Origin of the sequence: Citrobacter amalonaticus Y19, assembly GCF_000981805.1 — a bacterium.
Lineage (GTDB): Bacteria > Pseudomonadota > Gammaproteobacteria > Enterobacterales > Enterobacteriaceae > Citrobacter_A > Citrobacter_A amalonaticus_C.
The window spans coordinates 213,938-231,390 of record NZ_CP011133.1 but is presented as its reverse complement, the minus strand read 5'-3'; the positions used below and the strand labels follow the sequence as shown (position 1 = coordinate 231,390).

At 46.2% G+C, this 17,453-nt stretch carries 23 protein-coding genes; 5 read left to right on the top strand and 18 right to left on the bottom strand.

The window, feature by feature from the left end; genetic code table 11:
• The first annotated feature begins 38 nt into the window (after positions 1-38).
• On the top strand, positions 39-515 hold the full coding sequence (locus tag F384_RS27400; protein ID WP_000043177.1) for a Dps family protein: 477 nt from the start codon (positions 39-41) through the stop codon (positions 513-515).
• 304 nt (positions 516-819) lie between these two features.
• Here the strand turns inward: F384_RS27400 and F384_RS27395 are convergent, their stop codons facing one another.
• Positions 820-1,170: an ArsR/SmtB family transcription factor gene (locus F384_RS27395; protein ID WP_000928911.1), complete on the bottom strand. Its 351-nt coding sequence runs from the start codon at positions 1,168-1,170 to the stop codon at positions 820-822.
• 161 nt (positions 1,171-1,331) lie between these two features.
• Here F384_RS27395 and F384_RS27390 point away from each other — a divergent pair, with 161 nt between their 5' ends.
• A complete protein-coding gene (locus F384_RS27390) occupies positions 1,332-2,990 on the top strand; it encodes an FAD-dependent oxidoreductase (RefSeq protein ID WP_046499323.1) in 1,659 nt (552 codons plus the stop codon).
• Positions 2,991-3,235: 245 nt separating this feature from the next.
• On the top strand, positions 3,236-3,700 hold the full coding sequence (locus F384_RS27385) for a methyltransferase family protein (RefSeq protein ID WP_046499312.1): 465 nt from the start codon (positions 3,236-3,238) through the stop codon (positions 3,698-3,700).
• 279 nt (positions 3,701-3,979) lie between these two features.
• On the opposite strand, the gene F384_RS27380 is transcribed toward F384_RS27385, so the two are convergent.
• From F384_RS27380 to F384_RS27355, 6 genes are all read right to left on the bottom strand, one after another.
• Positions 3,980-4,960 (bottom strand): IS5-like element ISKpn26 family transposase, encoded by a 981-nt coding sequence (locus tag F384_RS27380; protein ID WP_046499309.1) that lies wholly within the window; start codon positions 4,958-4,960, stop codon positions 3,980-3,982.
• Positions 4,961-5,110: 150 nt separating this feature from the next.
• Positions 5,111-5,437 (bottom strand): C2H2-type zinc finger protein, encoded by a 327-nt coding sequence (locus F384_RS27375; RefSeq protein ID WP_004201125.1) that lies wholly within the window; start codon positions 5,435-5,437, stop codon positions 5,111-5,113.
• Between the two features lie 190 nt (positions 5,438-5,627).
• The gene (locus F384_RS27370) at positions 5,628-6,014 is read right to left on the bottom strand and encodes a DUF2703 domain-containing protein (RefSeq protein WP_046499305.1); all 387 of its coding nucleotides are present in this window, start codon (positions 6,012-6,014) and stop codon (positions 5,628-5,630) included.
• Between the two features lie 27 nt (positions 6,015-6,041).
• On the bottom strand, positions 6,042-6,407 hold the full coding sequence (locus tag F384_RS27365) for a rhodanese-like domain-containing protein (protein WP_046499302.1): 366 nt from the start codon (positions 6,405-6,407) through the stop codon (positions 6,042-6,044).
• A gap of 12 nt (positions 6,408-6,419) precedes the next feature.
• Positions 6,420-6,659 carry a thioredoxin family protein gene (locus F384_RS27360; RefSeq protein ID WP_046499300.1) on the bottom strand — a complete coding sequence of 80 codons (240 nt, stop codon included), beginning with the start codon at positions 6,657-6,659 and terminating at the stop codon, positions 6,420-6,422.
• Positions 6,660-6,686: 27 nt separating this feature from the next.
• Positions 6,687-7,682, bottom strand: coding sequence for a permease (locus F384_RS27355; protein WP_046499575.1), 996 nt, complete (start codon positions 7,680-7,682; stop codon positions 6,687-6,689).
• A 234-nt stretch (positions 7,683-7,916) separates the two neighbouring features.
• Between F384_RS27355 and F384_RS29705 the strand changes: the two genes are divergently transcribed.
• Positions 7,917-8,144, top strand: a complete 228-nt coding sequence (locus F384_RS29705) for a zinc ribbon domain-containing protein (RefSeq protein ID WP_080950117.1) — start codon at positions 7,917-7,919, stop codon at positions 8,142-8,144.
• A 157-nt stretch (positions 8,145-8,301) separates the two neighbouring features.
• Positions 8,302-8,898 carry an FmdE family protein gene (locus F384_RS27350; protein ID WP_046499295.1) on the top strand — a complete coding sequence of 199 codons (597 nt, stop codon included), beginning with the start codon at positions 8,302-8,304 and terminating at the stop codon, positions 8,896-8,898.
• Positions 8,899-8,963: 65 nt separating this feature from the next.
• Here the strand turns inward: F384_RS27350 and F384_RS27345 are convergent, their stop codons facing one another.
• From F384_RS27345 to F384_RS27295, 11 genes are all read right to left on the bottom strand, one after another.
• The gene (locus F384_RS27345; RefSeq protein ID WP_046499290.1) at positions 8,964-9,878 is read right to left on the bottom strand and encodes a cation diffusion facilitator family transporter; all 915 of its coding nucleotides are present in this window, start codon (positions 9,876-9,878) and stop codon (positions 8,964-8,966) included.
• Positions 9,875-10,621, bottom strand: a complete 747-nt coding sequence (locus tag F384_RS27340; RefSeq protein WP_046499287.1) for a sulfite exporter TauE/SafE family protein — start codon at positions 10,619-10,621, stop codon at positions 9,875-9,877. Before F384_RS27340 ends, F384_RS27345 begins: the two co-directional genes overlap by 4 nt.
• Positions 10,622-10,687: 66 nt before the next feature.
• Positions 10,688-11,257 carry a sigma-70 family RNA polymerase sigma factor gene (locus F384_RS27335; RefSeq protein WP_046499284.1) on the bottom strand — a complete coding sequence of 190 codons (570 nt, stop codon included), beginning with the start codon at positions 11,255-11,257 and terminating at the stop codon, positions 10,688-10,690.
• Between the two features lie 91 nt (positions 11,258-11,348).
• Positions 11,349-11,849 carry a tyrosine-protein phosphatase gene (locus F384_RS27330; protein WP_046499281.1) on the bottom strand — a complete coding sequence of 167 codons (501 nt, stop codon included), beginning with the start codon at positions 11,847-11,849 and terminating at the stop codon, positions 11,349-11,351.
• Positions 11,850-11,875: 26 nt separating this feature from the next.
• Positions 11,876-12,826, bottom strand: coding sequence for a thioredoxin-disulfide reductase (gene trxB, locus F384_RS27325; protein WP_046499278.1), 951 nt, complete (start codon positions 12,824-12,826; stop codon positions 11,876-11,878).
• Positions 12,827-13,894: an ACR3 family arsenite efflux transporter gene (arsB, locus tag F384_RS27320; protein ID WP_046499277.1), complete on the bottom strand. Its 1,068-nt coding sequence runs from the start codon at positions 13,892-13,894 to the stop codon at positions 12,827-12,829.
• Positions 13,895-13,919: 25 nt separating this feature from the next.
• Positions 13,920-14,414 carry an arsenate reductase ArsC gene (locus F384_RS27315; protein WP_046499276.1) on the bottom strand — a complete coding sequence of 165 codons (495 nt, stop codon included), beginning with the start codon at positions 14,412-14,414 and terminating at the stop codon, positions 13,920-13,922.
• A gap of 11 nt (positions 14,415-14,425) precedes the next feature.
• Positions 14,426-16,186: an arsenical pump-driving ATPase gene (arsA, locus tag F384_RS27310; RefSeq protein ID WP_046499274.1), complete on the bottom strand. Its 1,761-nt coding sequence runs from the start codon at positions 16,184-16,186 to the stop codon at positions 14,426-14,428.
• A 21-nt stretch (positions 16,187-16,207) separates the two neighbouring features.
• On the bottom strand, positions 16,208-16,576 hold the full coding sequence (gene arsD / locus F384_RS27305) for an arsenite efflux transporter metallochaperone ArsD (RefSeq protein WP_046499272.1): 369 nt from the start codon (positions 16,574-16,576) through the stop codon (positions 16,208-16,210).
• A 12-nt stretch (positions 16,577-16,588) separates the two neighbouring features.
• The gene (locus tag F384_RS27300; RefSeq protein ID WP_046499270.1) at positions 16,589-17,068 is read right to left on the bottom strand and encodes an arsenate reductase ArsC; all 480 of its coding nucleotides are present in this window, start codon (positions 17,066-17,068) and stop codon (positions 16,589-16,591) included.
• Between the two features lie 2 nt (positions 17,069-17,070).
• Positions 17,071-17,436 carry an ArsR/SmtB family transcription factor gene (locus F384_RS27295; protein WP_046499268.1) on the bottom strand — a complete coding sequence of 122 codons (366 nt, stop codon included), beginning with the start codon at positions 17,434-17,436 and terminating at the stop codon, positions 17,071-17,073.
• Between the last annotated feature and the right edge of the window lie 17 nt (positions 17,437-17,453).

Sequence of the window (17,453 nt, the reverse complement as noted above, 5' to 3'; positions counted from 1 at the left end):
ATATCGTATATTCCACTGAAACCGTGTAAGAGGTAGTTATGAGTAAACAAATCATTGATATTGGTATTGCTGAATCATCCCGGGTGGAGATTGCAGACGGCCTGTCCCGGCTTCTTGCTGACACCTATACCCTGTATATAAAAACACATTACTATCACTGGAATGTAACTGGCCCCATGTTTAACAGCTTACATTTAATGTTTGAAAATCAATACAATGAGCTGGCCACTGCCGTTGATGATATCGCTGAACGTATACGCTCGCTCGGATGCTTCGCGCCCGGCACATATCATGAATTTTCACGTTTAACAGCGGTTAATGAAGATAAGGATATTCCGGCAGCAAAAAACATGATTGAAAATCTTGTCCAGGGCCAGGAGACCGTGGTTAAAACTGCACGCTCCCTGTTCCCGCTCGTTAATAATGCGAATGATGAAGCCACAGCAGATCTGCTTACACAACGTATCCAGTTACATGAGAAAACTGCCTGGATGTTGCGTAGCCTGCTTGAATAATGTCACCACGTGGCAGCAGAAAAAACGGTTTGTCAGCCACAGGCTATTACTGACAGTGCAGAATCATCCGTGTTCCTGTGGCTGTTTTTTCTGACCGTCACAGTATTAAACACCATTGAATCAGTGGGTTAATCAGTGAATGCGTGAACGAGAAATACAGTCCGTGACGGGCATCATCGGCTGGTATATCCGGACCACTGTTGTTTTCCCGTTAAGGTCTCGCAGGTTCCGGTCTGGCATTTCACAGCCTGAACAGGGTTAATGATGCACGGATAAAACGGTTTACGGGGAAAGCAGGATCATATTATTCGTTGTTATGGCTTCCTTTACCGGTGCCTGCCTGCGGGCAGTAGAGATCATATAAGGTATTTAACAACGTCATGATACGGTTATCCTCAATACGGTAATATACCATTTTACCTGCCCGTCGGGTCTCGACCAGCTTCAGGCGGCGCATTACACCCAGCTGCTGGGACAGGGTCGGCTGAGTGATACCGACCGCCGCTTCCAGCCCGGCCACATTCGCTTCCCCCAGGCTTAACTGACACATCAACAGCAACCGGTCGCTGTTGGCCAGTCCCCGTAAGACATCTGCTGCCCTCAGGGCCGCATTCTTCATATCTGTCTGACGTTTTGTGTCTTCATTCATGAGCATTGCTGATTTCTCATACTATGTGTTTTTATATAATATAATTTAGTATACTGACGGTATCGTAATTTTGCCATCGTGTTCGTCAGGTCTGCAGCGTCCTGCCGGCCCGGGGAAACGATTATATCTGGCAGGCATTTTTGCCCCGGGTGAACAGAGAGGATGTAATGAAAATAGTGATTGTTGGTGGTGTTGCCGGCGGGGCATCCGCTGCAGCCAGAGCTCGTCGGTTATCAGAGGATGTCAGTATTGTTGTGTTTGAACGGGGAAGCGATGTCTCTTTCGCCAACTGTGGATTACCTTATCATATAGGCGGAAAAATTCCTTTAAGGCAGTCACTGATTCTGAAAACCCCGGAGGATTTTAAATCCCGCTTTAACATAGACGTCCGTATCTGTCATGAAGTGACGTCAGTGGATCCGGTTAATAAAACGGTGACGGTTAAAAATCTGACCTCAGGGGAGGTCTATAGCGAAGAATGGGATCGTCTGCTCCTCAGTACCGGCGCCGCTCCGGTTGTCCCTCCTTTGCCCGGGCTACAGGAAGAGGGTGTCTTTACGCTGCGAAATCTTACTGACATGGATGCTATCCTGGGGTGGATTGAGCAACATCACGTAGCTCACACCACGCTTGTCGGGGGGGGATTTATCGGACTTGAAGTGATGGAGGCTCTGAGCGAACGGGGGATCAGTGTGACCCTGCTGGAGATGGGGGAACAGGTTATGGCTCCGGTTGATCCTGAAATGGCATCTGCCCTGCATCAGGAAATCCGGAGTCATGGCGTGGATCTGCGTCTCAGAACGGCGCTCACCGAGGTACTGCGGACAGAGACGGGATTCCGCGTTGCACTGTCTGAGGGTGGGTTTCTGCAGACCGACATGGTTATTCTCGCCATCGGGGTAAAACCTGAGAACAGCCTTGCCACAGGAGCCGGGCTCGCAGTGGGTAAACGGGGAGGCATAAGCGTCAATGCCTGTATGCAGACCAGTATCCCTGACATCTACGCCGTGGGGGATGCCGTTGAAACCCCAGACTTTGTCTTTCAGGAACCCGCTAATTTTCCTCTGGCAGGGCCCGCCAACCGCCAGGGACGCATTGCTGCTGATAACATGCTAGATCGTCACAGCCTTTACCATGGCAGTCAGGGGACATCCATTTGTAAGGTATTTTCGCTGAGTATTGGCAGCGTCGGTGCGAATGAAAAGCAGCTGAAAGTTCATGGCACCCGATACGAGAAGGTTTACGTCCATGCCGCTGATCATGCCGGTTACTACCCGGGGGCAACGATGATCAGTCTGAAACTGCTGTTCAGCCCCGATACCGGTAAAATTCTCGGGGCTCAGGCATCAGGGAAAAAAGGGGTTGATAAACGCATCGATGTCCTGTCTGTCGCACAGCGCGCGGGGCTTACCGTCAACGATCTCGAACATCTTGAGCTGACTTATGCTCCACCTTTTAACAGTGCAAGGGACGTCGTTAACCAGGCTGGTATGGTGGCGACAAATGTAATGAAAGGAGATACGGCCATATGTCATGTCAGCGATGTGTTACAACGGGAACCGGGCAGTTATTGTTTACTTGATATTCGCTCTCCTGCCGAACTGAAACAATTTGGCGAATATCCTGACGCGCTATCCATTCCACTGGATTCCCTGCGGGAGAATCTTGAAAAAGTGCCTAAAGATAAAGAGATTTTTATAGGGTGCCAGAGTGGCCTGCGCGGGCATGTGGCATACCGTATTCTTCAGGCCCACGGCTTCAGGACATATAATCTGAGTGGTGGCTTTATAACCTGGCAGGCGGTAACGGAGTCAATAAGTAAATAAGAGATGAGGTGCCATACACATGGCACCCTGAATCGCCACAGGTTTAACAGTGAAGTGGTCTGCTGAATTTGTTCACCTGAACAGAGGTGTGGACTGACCCCGCACCGTTATAAGGACAGTTATGAAAAAAATAACTTTTCAGATCAGGCATATAATGTCAGATTCATGGTCACTATAGGAATGGCAAGGACTGGATTTTCATTTTGCAGCCATCAGGCTGCTTAGTTCAGAGATAGGTCTGTGTAATGCGTAACTTCGTGACTCGATTGAGAGTATGGTTTCCGCCCCCACTCATCTTATTGCTGTTTTTCGTCACTGATGTGTTGACTGCAATCCCGCGTTTTACCTTCGACATCGTGAATATAGTGCTAAGCGTGTTGCTGACCGGTATTTGTATTACCATGATACTGCACACCGCTTGGCAGATGAGCACGAACGGCACGACGCTTAATCCGCTTCATCCGGATAGAACCACCAAGCTGGTAACTGTCGGTTGTTACGCATGGAGTCGAAACCCTATTTACCTTGGAATGAGCGGGCTCCAGTTATCCGTTGCTCTCTGCTTTGGCAGCCTGGTGGGGATACTTGCTGTACCGTTGTTTATGTTTGTAGTAGCCAGATTACATATCCATGTTGAAGAGGTACAGCTTCGAAAACGTTTCGGGTTGGAATGGGAACGCTATACCCAACGGGTTCGTCGCTGGTTATAGCAACCCCGTGGTGTTGCAGGAGACAAATAACGTCGAAATCATAAAGAAAAGAATTCATCATCCTTGAGCTTTTATATCGTAATCGTAAACCAGGTGCCGTATGTAGCCATTGAGCCAGTGCTGGTACCTTAGGGAAGGTGCGAATAAGCAGGTCATTTCTTCCCAAGCTGACTCGCTGATTAAAATTTCGCGGATCTGGGCCGATTTTTTTCCCGCAAACACATCGAATCAGCCTATTTAGGCTATTTTTTCCACCATTTAAGGCGTTATCCCCAGTTTTTAGTGAGATCTCTCCCACTGACGTATCATTTGGTCCGCCCGAAACAGGTTGGCCAGCGTGAATAACATCGCCAGTTGGTTATCGTTTTTCAGCAACCCCTTGTATCTGGCTTTCACGAAGCCGAACTGTCGCTTGATGATGCGAAATGGGTGCTCCACCTTCGCCCGGATGCTGGCTTTCATGTATTCGATGTTGATGGCCGTTTTGTTCTTGCGTGGATGCTGTTTCAAGGTTTTTACCCTGCCGGGACGCTCGGCGATCAGCCAGTCCACATCCACCTCGGCCAGCTCCTCGCGCTGTGGCGCTCCTTGGTAGCCGGCATCGGCTGAGACAAATTGCTCCTCTCCATGAAGCAGATTACCCAGCTGATTGAGGTCATGCTCGTTGGCCGCGGTGGTGACCAGGCTGTGGGTCAGGCCACTCTTGGCATCGACACCAATGTGGGCCTTCATGCCAAAGTGCCACTGATTGCCTTTCTTGGTCTGATGCATCTCCGGATCGCGTTGCTGCTCATTGTTCTTGGTAGAGCTGGGTGCCTCAATGATGGTGGCATCCACCAAAGTGCCTTGGGTCATCATGACGCCTGCTTCGGCCAGCCAGCGATTGATGGTCTTGAACAATTGACGGGCCAGTTGATGCTGCTCGAGCAGGTGGCGGAAATTCATGATGGTGGTGCGATCCGGCAGGGCGCTATCCAGGGATAATCGGGCAAACAGGCGCATGGAGGCGATTTCGTACAGGGCATCTTCCATGGCACCGTCGCTCAGGTTGTACCAATGCTGCATGCAGTGAATACGCAGCATGGTCTCCAGCGGATAGGGCCGTCGGCCATTGCCCGCCTTGGGATAAAACGGCTCGATGACAGCGGTCATATTCTGCCATGGCAGAATCTGCTCCATGCGGGAGAGGAAAATCTCTTTTCGGGTCTGACGGCGCTTAGTGCTGAATTCACTATCGGCGAAGGTGAGTTGATGGCTCATGATGTCCCTCTGGGATGCGCTCCGGATGAATATGATGATCTCATATCAGGAACTTGTTCGCACCTTCCCTAGACGAAGGTCGCTCAGCTCCCCGTAATTTTTTATATACTCACCACGGGGACATTAGATCTGCTTTTGCCAAAAAAACGGCTAGTTTTTTCTGGATTTACCCAAACCAAAGGCACCGGCATTCACTATAAACGAGGCCTTTCTGATCGGCGTATCGATATCAAATATGGGGTTTTCAGCACGCCTTCTTTCAAAGTACTTATTTCTCTCCGATTCATTTTTAAAAGCGCTACCTGTCCTTGCAATCCTCTCCTGAATAAGCATCTTTTCATGCTCAGCCTTTTTGGTTGAGTTGGCCTTAGCGAGATTCTTTTCAAGGGATTTCGTATGCTTTTTTATATGCTTTCTCAACCTAGCTTTATGGCCAAATGAGAGTTTACATATCGGACAAGTGAATAATTCTTCCATAAGCTTCATGAGTGTAAGGGGAAGGTTATATTTACCATAGCATTCCTTGTCGGCTAAATTTGCCCATCCCCTCGAAAAGGTAAAATTAGTTGGTATGTGTCCAATTGCATGATCTAGCACTGCTTTAAACTCGAAGGATTATTGCTGGGAGCTGAAAATGGGGTTTCCCCCATTTTTGAGAACCAGTAACTTATAGAAGTGCTTGTGCAGCTTTTACGCCTGCTTCAACGATTAAATTCGCAGGTATTGCCTCAAAAACATCAGAACCAAGAGCTAACGTTCGGCAATCTTCATCGCCACAAGCATCGCAACAAGGACTAGCGCCTGTTTGCGCATCAAGCCATTCTTCTAATGGTTTATTCCCAACCAAGATCTTATTTGATTCCAGTGGTTGAGCTTTGAACTCCTGCTCGGAAATGGTTTTCGTTCGTAAAACAGGCTCTATACCTAACGGGATCAGCTCTTCCCGTAACAGCTCGATAGCTCTTAGCATTTCCAGATAGGTATTTCCACAGCGATCACAGGTTTTACCATCCTCCGTTACGAGGCGTTGCCAGATGATAGGTAATATTTTCATATTGATCTCCTGGTGGCTGTATCATTGCTAGCCACAACAACTGTCTTCGATCCTCGCTTCAACAGCAGATGGATCACCTTTAATTGGAAATCCGCGTGCAACCCAGCGTTCAATGCCAAATTTCATGTTCGTCACATTTGTATAGCCGTGGAACATTAAAAAGTATGTCGCTTTCAAACTTCGCACACCCTTTCTGCAAGCGAAGATCAGTGGCACATCTTGGGGAAGCTCACTATATCTAGCCTCCAATTCACTCATTGGCATGACAATCAGTGACGGAACGTCAAATGACAGTGCCTCTATTTCATCTCTTTCTCTTACATCCACTAATATCGCCCCCTCCTGTAACAATTTTTGTGTTGTTGTTGGGCAGACTTCTTTTGCATCATCCATGTAGTGATTTCCCTATGATTGTAAGAACCATTGTTTAATTTTATCTTTTGACGGAATACCGCCAGAATGAACAAGTTGACCATCAACAACAACGCCAGGCGTTGATAACACGCCGAAGCTAATGATCGCTTTAATGTCTTCAACTTTTTCCAGATCAACTTCGGCCCCAAATTCTTTGGCAACTTCATCGATCAATCTGGCTGTGGTTTTGCAATTAGCACAACCAGGGCCAAGCACTTTAATGTTTTTCATAAGGACTCCTTTTTAGATAAATATAGTTCAGAGAAGCAGATTAAAAACGTAGCCAACCAGCACAATTCCAAAGGCAACAACACCAACGAATGTCATAATCAAGCGTATTTTTAATACCTTGCGCAGAATCACCATTTCAGGAAATGACAGTGCAATCACGCTCATCATAAAAGCCAGAACGGTTCCCAGTGCAGCTCCTTTCGCCAGCAATGCTTGTACAATCGGGATAATTCCAGCAGCATTGGTATACATTGGTACGCCAATGACAACGGCGAGTGGTACAGACCACCACACTTCTTTCCCCATAAACGACGCCATAAAATCTTCCGGCACATAGCCATGAATTCCGGCACCAATCGCAATACCCGCTAAAATATAGGGCCAGACTCGTCCGACGATTTCTTTGACTGCCTGAAAACCACCGGAAATACGTTCAGATAGGGATAAGCCGTCATTACTGGCCGTTGCCGTGATATGAGGTATATCCCGAACCCAATCTTCCAAATATCGTTCCATGTGCAATCGCCCAATGATCCAGCCCGAAACAATTGCTATCGAAAGCCCCAGTCCCAGATAAAGCAATGCAGTTTTCCAACCGAACAACCCAAACAGCAGGGTCAATGCCACTTCATTTACCATGGGGGCTGAAATCAGAAATGAAAAAGTGACACCTAAAGGTACGCCTGCCTGAACAAATCCGATAAATAACGGCACCGCCGAACAAGAACAAAATGGAGTAACAATACCAAGGCTTGCCGCCATCACATTGGCCGTACCTTGTCCGCTTTTCGCCAATAATGCTCTGGTGCGTTCTGGCGTAAAGTATGAGTTCACCATCCCCATCACAAAAACAATGCCAGTTAAAAGTAACAGCACCTTGGGCGTGTCATAGAAAAAGAACTGTAAAGCACTACCTAAGTGAGAATCCCTTTCGATAGGTAACTGGTTCACTAATGTTTCTGAAAGTGGGATCAGGGTTTGATAGAGGAAAAACCAAAAAGCGGCAGCACACACCAGAAACATGACTGGCTGTTGATTGACAACTTGGCGTAATGATTTAGATCCGTTCACGAGGACAACCTTTTCTCATATATTTATACAGGAAGACGCCGCACATCAGAAAAAGATGCAGATAATTCATCAAAAATGAGAAAGATATTTACTGAAAAAAACGGATCAGGTGGGGTCGAAAAACTAAACTTAAAATAAGAACACAAGGGGATTGTACAGCCATATTGTTATGGCAAGGGGGACGTGATGACCTACTTAATAAAATGCCCATCCTGTCAGCAAGACGGATTAGATCCACGTTACAGCCCGACAGCGTGCATCCACTGCAAAAAAGAATTCAACATTGTAGGATTTTGCCCTACCTGCCATTCAGAGTTGCAAAAGTTTAAATGTTGCTCTGTCGATTTTTTCTGCAATACATGCAATGAATTGATTTCAAAGAAAAAGGTTGATTTCAAAGTCACCCAAAAATGAAATCTCATCTCCGTTTCACAATGGATTGATCCCATCAATATTCTGTTACAGCATATTATCCATTAGATTTCCTGCATCCATTTGCAGGAAATTGCGTCTTCTTAAATGAGCGAACATCATCGGTGATGAATTGCGATTAAGATGAGAGGATACCTATATGAATCAAACACAATTTGAAATGGCAATGGCCTTCCACGGCCATAAATGTCCTGCTATGCCATTAGGATTTCGGGCCGCAGAAGCAGCAATGAAACAACTGGGTGTGGAACGCTCTCAAGATAAAGAGCTTTACGTCATTTCTGAAACCGGGAAAGGACATGCGGCTGGTTGTTTTCTTGATGGAGTGATGTCTGCAACAGGTTGTACCTACGGCAAGTCAAATATCGAAAAACGCTATTACAATAAAATGGCCTTTACCTTAATTGATGTCAAAAACAATAAATCGGTCAGAGTTCGATTAACAGATGATTTTTTCGGCAATATGCTCAATTCACCATTTGTTGCACTTCGTAAACAAGGCGTTCCACCACAAGATATTTCCCCAGAAATTACAGAACCATTGGTGAATAAAATATTATCGATCTCAGAGGAGGCATTTTTGGAAATCGGACAAGTACAAGACTATACGTTCGATAAACAAAAAGGATGTTTTGAAACGGCGCTATGTTCCCGTTGTGGTGAACGCGTATTTATGAATAAATTGACTAAAGTGGACTCTGAATTGGTTTGTGTCCCTTGTTTAGAAACCAAATAACATCGTTAGCCACCTAAGGTGGCTAACCTCAATGATCTAAAAAACGTCTATGTTTCCAGATAGCTTCAGTACCTAAGCTGTGTACATAGGATATCCTGACAATCCAACGATTTATCAGAAATCAGTTCGGGTTGAAAAGTGCAATGGTTGATCCCTTCATCATTCATTTCATGTTGTAGCTGATGTAATATTTCAGGCCACAGGTCAAATGATTGCAGATACACGGTTGCGGTTAACGCCGAACGCTCTGCTGATATTGACCATAGATGCAGATCTGCAATACAGACCACACCATTGATAGATTTCAATTTTTCGGCTAATTCCATTAAAGAATAAGGTGCTGGTACGCCATCTAATAACCGATGGAACGAGTTTTTCAGTAAAGAAAGACTAGATGACAACACAATACCACCAATGACTAAAGACAATAATGGGTCGATGGGTGTCCATCCCGTTGTCCAAATCACGATACCTGCAATCAACGCAGCTACAGAACCAAGCAAATCCCCCAATACATGAATAAAAGCGGCTTTAACATTTAGATTATCCTGTCCGGCAGACAATATTTTGGCAACGATAATATTAATTATCAGGCCGATGACTGCAACAATACTGACACTGAGACCATTAATTGGCTGTGTATTCATGAAACGCTGCCATGATTCAAAAGCAATGCCCGCCACCACAAGCAGCATTGTGATTGCATTGAACAACGCGGCGAATAATTCCGCGCGGCCCCATCCAAACGAATGCTTTTCTGATGGTTTTTTATTGGCTAACCAAGCTGAAAATGCGGCTAGTCCTAAGGCTGCACCATCTGTAACCATATGTCCGGCATCGGCTAACAACGCTAAAGAGCCAGACATCCAGCCGAAAACAAGTTCTACAATAGAAAAGCTCAGCGTCAAACCCAAAGCCCAATATAATCGAACGCCTGATGAAACAGCGTGATGGCGGTGATGCTCGTGATGTTCACTCATGAGAATTGTCCCCAAAGCATTTTTAATGCAGTTAACAGTAATACAGAACCAATAATCAGCTTTAATTGACTACTCTTCAGTTTTTCACTCATCATCCAAGCGCCTAAAGCTGCTCCTGATGCAGATGCCATGGCGGTTCCTATCAACAAATCGGGTTGTATGCCTGTCACTGTGGCATGTGCTAAAAATCCAGTAAAAGAAGCAAAAACAACAACAATGGATGCGGTTGCAGATGCTTGCTTCGGCTCAACACCAGAACCAACCAATGCAGGAACAATAATGCTTCCACCGCCAACTCCCAGTAAACCACCAATAAATCCGGCTATGCCCCCAATCAAAGAGCCACTTAAAATCTGTTTTCGTGGTGAATTAACAGACATTGATTTTTTGGGGGTATAGAAAAGCATCATGGCACTTGCAAAGAAAAGAAATGCAATAAAACACCAAAGCAAGATGTGCTTATCTAATCGCTGGCTGGCATAGACACCGAATGGTGATAAGGTAACCGCTACTAATAGGATCGGGATCGCTAATTGCCATTCAACCAATTTTTTCCGTATAAATGTAGCACTGGAAACACTGGTCGATATTGCATTTAGCAACAAGGCAACCGCCATGGCGGCATGGATCTCGATCCCTAAAGCGATGAATATTGGCACGAGAATAAAAGCAGCACCTACACCGGCCATTGCCATCACTGAAGTAAGAGCAAAAGTAATTACACTGGCTATTAACGTGATCATAAGTGAGTCTTCTCAATATCCTTTCTTTAGAAGACGCATTTGGTCAGAAAAAGATGCTTAATTTCTTTATTGATTATTTTTTCTTGGAACAAAGCAGCGAACTCTACCTGTGTCATCAATTTTGACCTGACATTTCAGGATCATTTGCTCACGCAATCGTTTTCTGGCGCGTTGTATTCTTGATTTCGTCGCAGGTAGTGTGAGTTTGTTTTCATCGGCATATTGCTGAAGCGGCATACCATCAATATCACAGCAGCGGAGGATATGACTGTCATCGGTGCTAAGTTCAGGAAGTATTCTGGGCAAACACTGCGTTAAATCATCAACCAGTGGTGCATCAGTTTTCCCTTCATGCACGAGTTCAGTTTCTGGCATGTCAGCCAAATCAATGTGTGTTCTGGATTTACGATAGGAATCGACCAAATAATTTCGGGCAACCTGAAATAACCAGGCTCTGGGATTTTCTATGTTACAAAAGGCCAGATCCTGAGATAACGCTTTCAAAAAAATATCATGCAACGCATCTGCGGCTCGATCTGGCTGGCCGAGTTGTCTTAACAGCCAATGCTGTAATTCACCTTCGTGGGTATGCCAGGCACTCAGAATGCAGGGTGGGGTTTGACGTTGATTGGACATAAATCTGAACTCAGCTTCTGACTCTTTTCATGAAAAACAGACAGACTCACGGAGAGTAGCCTGTCTGTTGATTGATCTTTCTGATCTTTAACTATGACTCGTAAGCATATTGTTTGGTCAGATAATCGACCTGAACGGGCGATGTCAGTGCTTTAGGTCTGATTTGTTGGATCTGTGTTTTTACCTGAGCCGAAGCATAACCTAATTCCAGCATCAAAATGGCTGCCGTCAGACCCGTGCGACCTGAACCGCCATGACAGTGGATCACTATCGTAGCGCCTGACTCGATTAAATCCAACAGGATGGCTTTCTGTAGCACGAATGCTTGTGCAAATGGCGCGTCAGGTGCACAGCCATCTTCAACGGGCAGGTGATACCAGTCCATACCCAATTCGGCACAAAGAGATGGAAGTGTATCAGCTTGATTCTCTGTGAGTTCATCCATTGTCATCATGGTGATAACTGCTTGTGCCCCGGCTTCTTTTAAAGATTTTAAGGAATCCGCCACGGAAACCCCTTTGGTTCCCGGACAGGGGGTAAAAATCAGTTTAGCGCCATTGTCTAAGGTCAGAATATCGAACGGGTGTGCCATCGACAAAACTCCATGTTGTTTGTTGTTTACTTCAATTCATCCAGATACCGTTCGGCATCCAGTGCGGCCATACAACCAGTTCCGGCAGATGTGATGGCTTGACGGTAAATGTGATCAGCAACATCACCGGCAGCGAATACGCCTTCGATGCTTGTCTGTGTGGCAAAGCCATCACTACCGCCTTTTACTTTCAGATAGCCGTTTTGCATTTCCAATTGCTGATTAAAAATAGCAGTATTTGGACTATGACCGATGGCGATAAAGGCACCCATTACTTCAATATCTTCTAATGAGTCATCTTTGGTGCTCCGCAGGCGAATGCCTGTGACACCCATTTCATCGCCTAATATCTCATCGAGGGTGCAATTCAGATGTAATTTAATGATCCCTTGTTCTACCTTGTCATAAAGACGTTTAATTAAGATCTTTTCTGACCGGAAAGCATCCCGACGGTGGATCAAATGAACTTCCGAGGCAATGTTTGCCAGATAAAGCGATTCCTCAACAGCGGTATTGCCGCCCCCAACAACGGCCACTTTCTGTCCACGGTAGAAGAAACCGTCACAGGTTGCACATGCCGATACACCTCGGCCTTTAAATGCTTCTTCTGATTCAAGCCCCAGATAACGGGCAGAAGCACCTGTCGCAATGATCAAAGCATCACAGGTGTATTCACCGCTATCGCCAGTAAGGCGAAAGGGTTTTTGATGTAAATCGACGGCATTAATGTGATCGAAGATAATTTGAGTATCAAAATGCTCTGCATGTGTTTTCATTCGATCCATCAATGCCGGGCCAGTTAAACCTTCTGCATCACCCGGCCAGTTTTCTATCTCAGTGGTTGTTGTGAGCTGTCCGCCCTGTTGCATCCCAGTGATAAGAACAGGCTGAAGATTAGCTCTGGCGGCATAAACCGCAGCGGTATAGCCTGCCGGGCCGGAACCCAAAATTAATAAACGGCAATGTTTAGTGGACATTTATCGGCTCCCCGCTTCGTACCAGCCTTTAGTTTGATTCACGATTTTTACAACCAATAACATCACAGGCACTTCGATCAGAACCCCAACAACAGTTGCTAACGCAGCGCCAGAATGAAAACCAAACAGACTAATGGCGGCTGCAACGGCCAGTTCAAAAAAATTCGATGCACCAATCAACGCAGATGGACAGGCTACCGAATGTCTCTCACCCACTTTGCGGTTCAACCAATAAGCCAGTGTGGAGTTAAAAAAGACTTGGATCAGAATGGGCACAGCCAATAACGCAATCACCAGTGGTTGCTTAATAATGGCATCGCCTTGGAATGCAAACAGAAGTACCAGCGTTAGCAGGAGTGCGCCAATCGACCACGGTTGAATGCGGTGCATCACTGCATCAAAATGAGCCTGCCCGTTGGCTAATAAAGCACGGCGAATGAATTGCGCAATGATCACTGGGATCACGATGTAAAGTACAACGGATGTAATTAGAGTATCCCACGGCACGGTAATGCTCGATACACCCAATAGCAAACCAACCAACGGTGCGAATGCGAAGACCATGATCAGATCATTGAGTGCGACTTGGGATAAGGTGAAATAAGGGTCGCCATTCGTTAAACGACTCCAGACGAACACCATTGCAGTACACGGTGCAGCAGCTAATAAGATAAGACCGGCAATATAGCTGTCAATTTGATCTGCCGGTAGTAACGGTGCAAAAAACACTCTGATAAATAGCCAGCCGAGAAACGCCATTGAAAAAGGTTTAACCAGCCAGTTAATAAATAAAGTAACCCCAATGCCTTTGATATGTTCTTTCACCTGATGCAACGCTGAAAAATCTATTTTCAGCAGCATGGGTATGATCATCACCCAAATCAGCAAACCAACTGGTAAATTGACCTTTGCAATTTCCATTGAGCCGACAATTTTAAATAAGTTTGGCATTCCTTGACCTAGGAGGATGCCAACCACAATACAAATCGCAACCCACGCAGTCAGATAGCGTTCAAAGAAGCTCATATCCGCTTTCTTTTTAGTGGCTACTTCACATTGCACAGACATGTCGGTTTACTCCTTATTGATATATTTAATTTTTACCCAGCTCGTTTAGCTGTTGCTGTAATGACATTCGATCTAATTTATGAAGAGGTAAACTGAGAAAAACGCGGATCCGGTTTCCTATCTCATTATAAATTCGTCCAAAAGCTTTCAGTTGTTCCTCTTCAGAGCCAACTACCTTTGCTGGATCTGCAAAACCCCAATGTGCGGTTATCGGCTGTCCAGGCCAGACTGGACATAATTCACCGGCAGCTTGGTCACACACTGTAAAAATGAAATCCATCTTGGGAGCATCAGGAGCTGCAAACTCCAGCCAGCTTTTGCTTCGTAAGCCCTGGGTGTCAAATTGGAAGCGATGCAACAAACGTTCAGTTAATGGATGGATCTTGCCTAGTGGATGTGAGCCAGCACTGTAGGCACAAAAATTAGTTTGACCCAATTGATTCATGAGCACTTCAGCCATGATGCTTCTTGCTGAATTCCCCGTGCATAAGAACAGCACATTAAAAGGCTTGTTCATCATTTATTCATCCTCTATGAATGACGACAAAGTTGCTGTAGACGTGTAATACCCGTCGGGTCTTCCAACTGTAATGGCACCACGGCCCAGCGTTTTGCATGTTGTTCCATCACTTGAGTTAAAAACTGCTGTTCATTTCGGGCTCTCTGCTGTAACAACGGCGATGTTGAAGCCGAGAGCATCAAGCTGTTATTGATAAGCCACGCCCACGGCTCAATACCCGCGCGTCGTAAGTCAGCCTGTAAATTGGCCGCTTCTAAGACAGGTGTTTGTTCTGCCAGTGTCACAATCAACACTTTTGTCTGCTTCGGATCCTGAAGCTGCATCATCGGGGTGGTAAAATGTAGCCCTTTGTTGTCTATCTTGCGGGCAACTTCGCGGTGATAAGCACCAGTGGCATCAAGTAGCAATAGGGTGTGTCCTGTCGGTGCGGTATCCATCACCACAAATTTTTTGCCAGCTTCACGGATCACGCGCGAAAATGCCTGAAACACCGCGATTTCTTCTGTGCAAGGTGAGCGCAGATCTTCTTCCAACATGGCTTTACCATGTGCATCAAGCTGCTGGCCTTTTACAGCTAGGACTTCTTGACGATAACGCTCAGTCTCAGCCACAGGGTCAATTCGGCTAATCGTCAAATTATCCTGAGTACTTAATACCGTTTCCATTAGATGCGCGGCTGGATCAGATGTGGTCAGGTGAACCGGAAAACCCCGTTGAGCCAGTTCGATTGCTACCGCTGCCGCCAGCGTGGTTTTGCCTACACCGCCTTTTCCCATCAACATGATCAATCCATGTTCATCTGCTGCCAGTTCATCAACCAACGAGGCCAGATCAGGCACATCTGTAGGTAGTGATACAGACGTTTGAATAGCAGGCAAAGGAGATTGATCGCTTAACAACTGTTGAAGGGCTGCGATGCCAACCAGATTAAATGGTTTCAACGGAACATGATCGACAGGCAGTGCTTTCAGTACGTCAGGTAATTCTGCCAATGCTGTTTGTTCACGTTGCCAAACGGCTTTAGCGAGGGGATCAGCACCGATTTCGTTTTCTGGAAACACGCCATTGATCACCAAAAACTGCTGTAACAAGCCAATATCGCCTAATTCCTGATGTGTTCTGGCTACTTCACGCAATGTTGGCGCTTGTGCTCGTGCCACTAAAATCAATCGGGTTTGTTGCGGATCGGCCAATGCAGAAACAGCTTGTTTGTACTGTTCCCGCTGTTTTTGCAGGCCGGACAGTGGGCCTAGGCAGGAGGCATTGCCTTTACCTTCGTCCAGAAAATTCGTCCACGCACCTGGTAATTGCAGTAAACGGATCGTGTGTCCGGTAGGCGCTGTATCAAATACGATATGATCGTAGTCAGCCAGCAGTTCGCTGTCTGTCAGTAAAGCGGTGAATTCATCAAAGGCGGCAATTTCAGTGGTACAGGCACCAGAAAGTTGTTCTTCAATACCTTTAACAACGGCTTCGGGTAATTTTCCGCGAACAGGTGCCACAATGTTTTCGCGATACTGTTGTGCCGCAGCTTGAGGGTCGATTTCCAGAGCAAATAAATTCACGACATCAGGAATGGGCTTTATGGAATTGCCAATGCTCAAACCAAACACTTGCCCGATATTAGACGCCGGATCGGTACTGACGAGTAATGTTCGTTTTCCCATGCCAGCCAGCGTAATGGCACTGGCACAGGCTAATGATGTTTTGCCAACCCCACCTTTTCCGGTAAAGAACAGGAACGGTGGCACGTTATCCAAAAATTTGGGCATGTTCCCTCCAACGCAAACGGTTCAACAGCAGCCTGAGCTTCCACAACAGCCAGATTTTTTGACCGATTTGATAGCGGCTGGCGTCATCGCGATATCAGCCCAGCGAGCTAACTCTTCACGTTTGGCATAACGACCGGCTAAGACGATCTCGTTATCAACCAGCGTGAGCGGCAAACCAGCTTCACCGGAGCGTGTTAAAAACGCACTGACTTGTGGATTGTTCGCAAATTCCAGCGGTTGTTGTGCTAGGTTAAATCGCTCTATCTGACCACCTTGTTGCTGTAACCACGCTACATCAGCAGCAAAAGCAATCAACTGCTGGTCAACGTCTGTACCGCAGACGCCACTGGAACAACACATTGCTGGATCAAAAATCTGGATAAGCGCCATGATGACTCTCCTCTACACAATGATTTGAGCAATTTCATCCATCGCTGCTTTCAGAGCAGCTTTATCGTTTTGCAGTTCATTCAGCGGCAAAGCAAAAAATGCTTCGATGCGGGCACGCAGAATTTTGTAAGCCTGCATGAATGACGCATCAATTTCTTCATCGGTGCCTGTGGCATGAGCCGGATCTTCAACACCCCAATGGGTACGCAATACTGGGCCGAGATAAGCGGGACATGTTTCATTTGCGGCATTTCCGCAAACACTGATCACGATATCGGGTGTTGCAGGTAGGTTTTCCCAAGACTTGCTGTAGTAGCCTTCAGTTGAAATACCTTCACGTTTTAACAGTGCGATGGAGCGAGGGTGTACCTGACCGGTTGGATTACTGCCTGCACTCATTGCCTGCCAGCCTTCTGGAGCCAAATGATTGAAAGTCGCTTCGCCTAAAATGGAACGGCAAGAGTTACCAGTACAGAGAAATAATACGTTCATCATCAATCCTTTTTTGTAGATACATTGGGTAATACAGCCGAAGAGCAGGAAGAGGCTTTTCTGAGTGATGCACATTCTTCCGGATGGCCGGAACAACATTCTTCAGTCAGATAAGCAATCACATCCAGCATGACGGGGATATTTGCCCGGTAACGCTGGTAACGGCCTTCCTGTTCAACCGATGTTAATCCGGCATGGGTCATGGCTTTTAGGTGAAAAGAGAGTTTGTTTGGGGCAAGACTCAGCTCTTGCGCCAGATCTCCCGCAACACGCCCTTCCAACCCTGCTTTAACCAGCAAACGATAGATATCCAGTCGGATGCCAGATGCCAGAGATTCAAAAATAATAACCGCGTTTTCTTTATTCATAAGTTCAATACTACAAG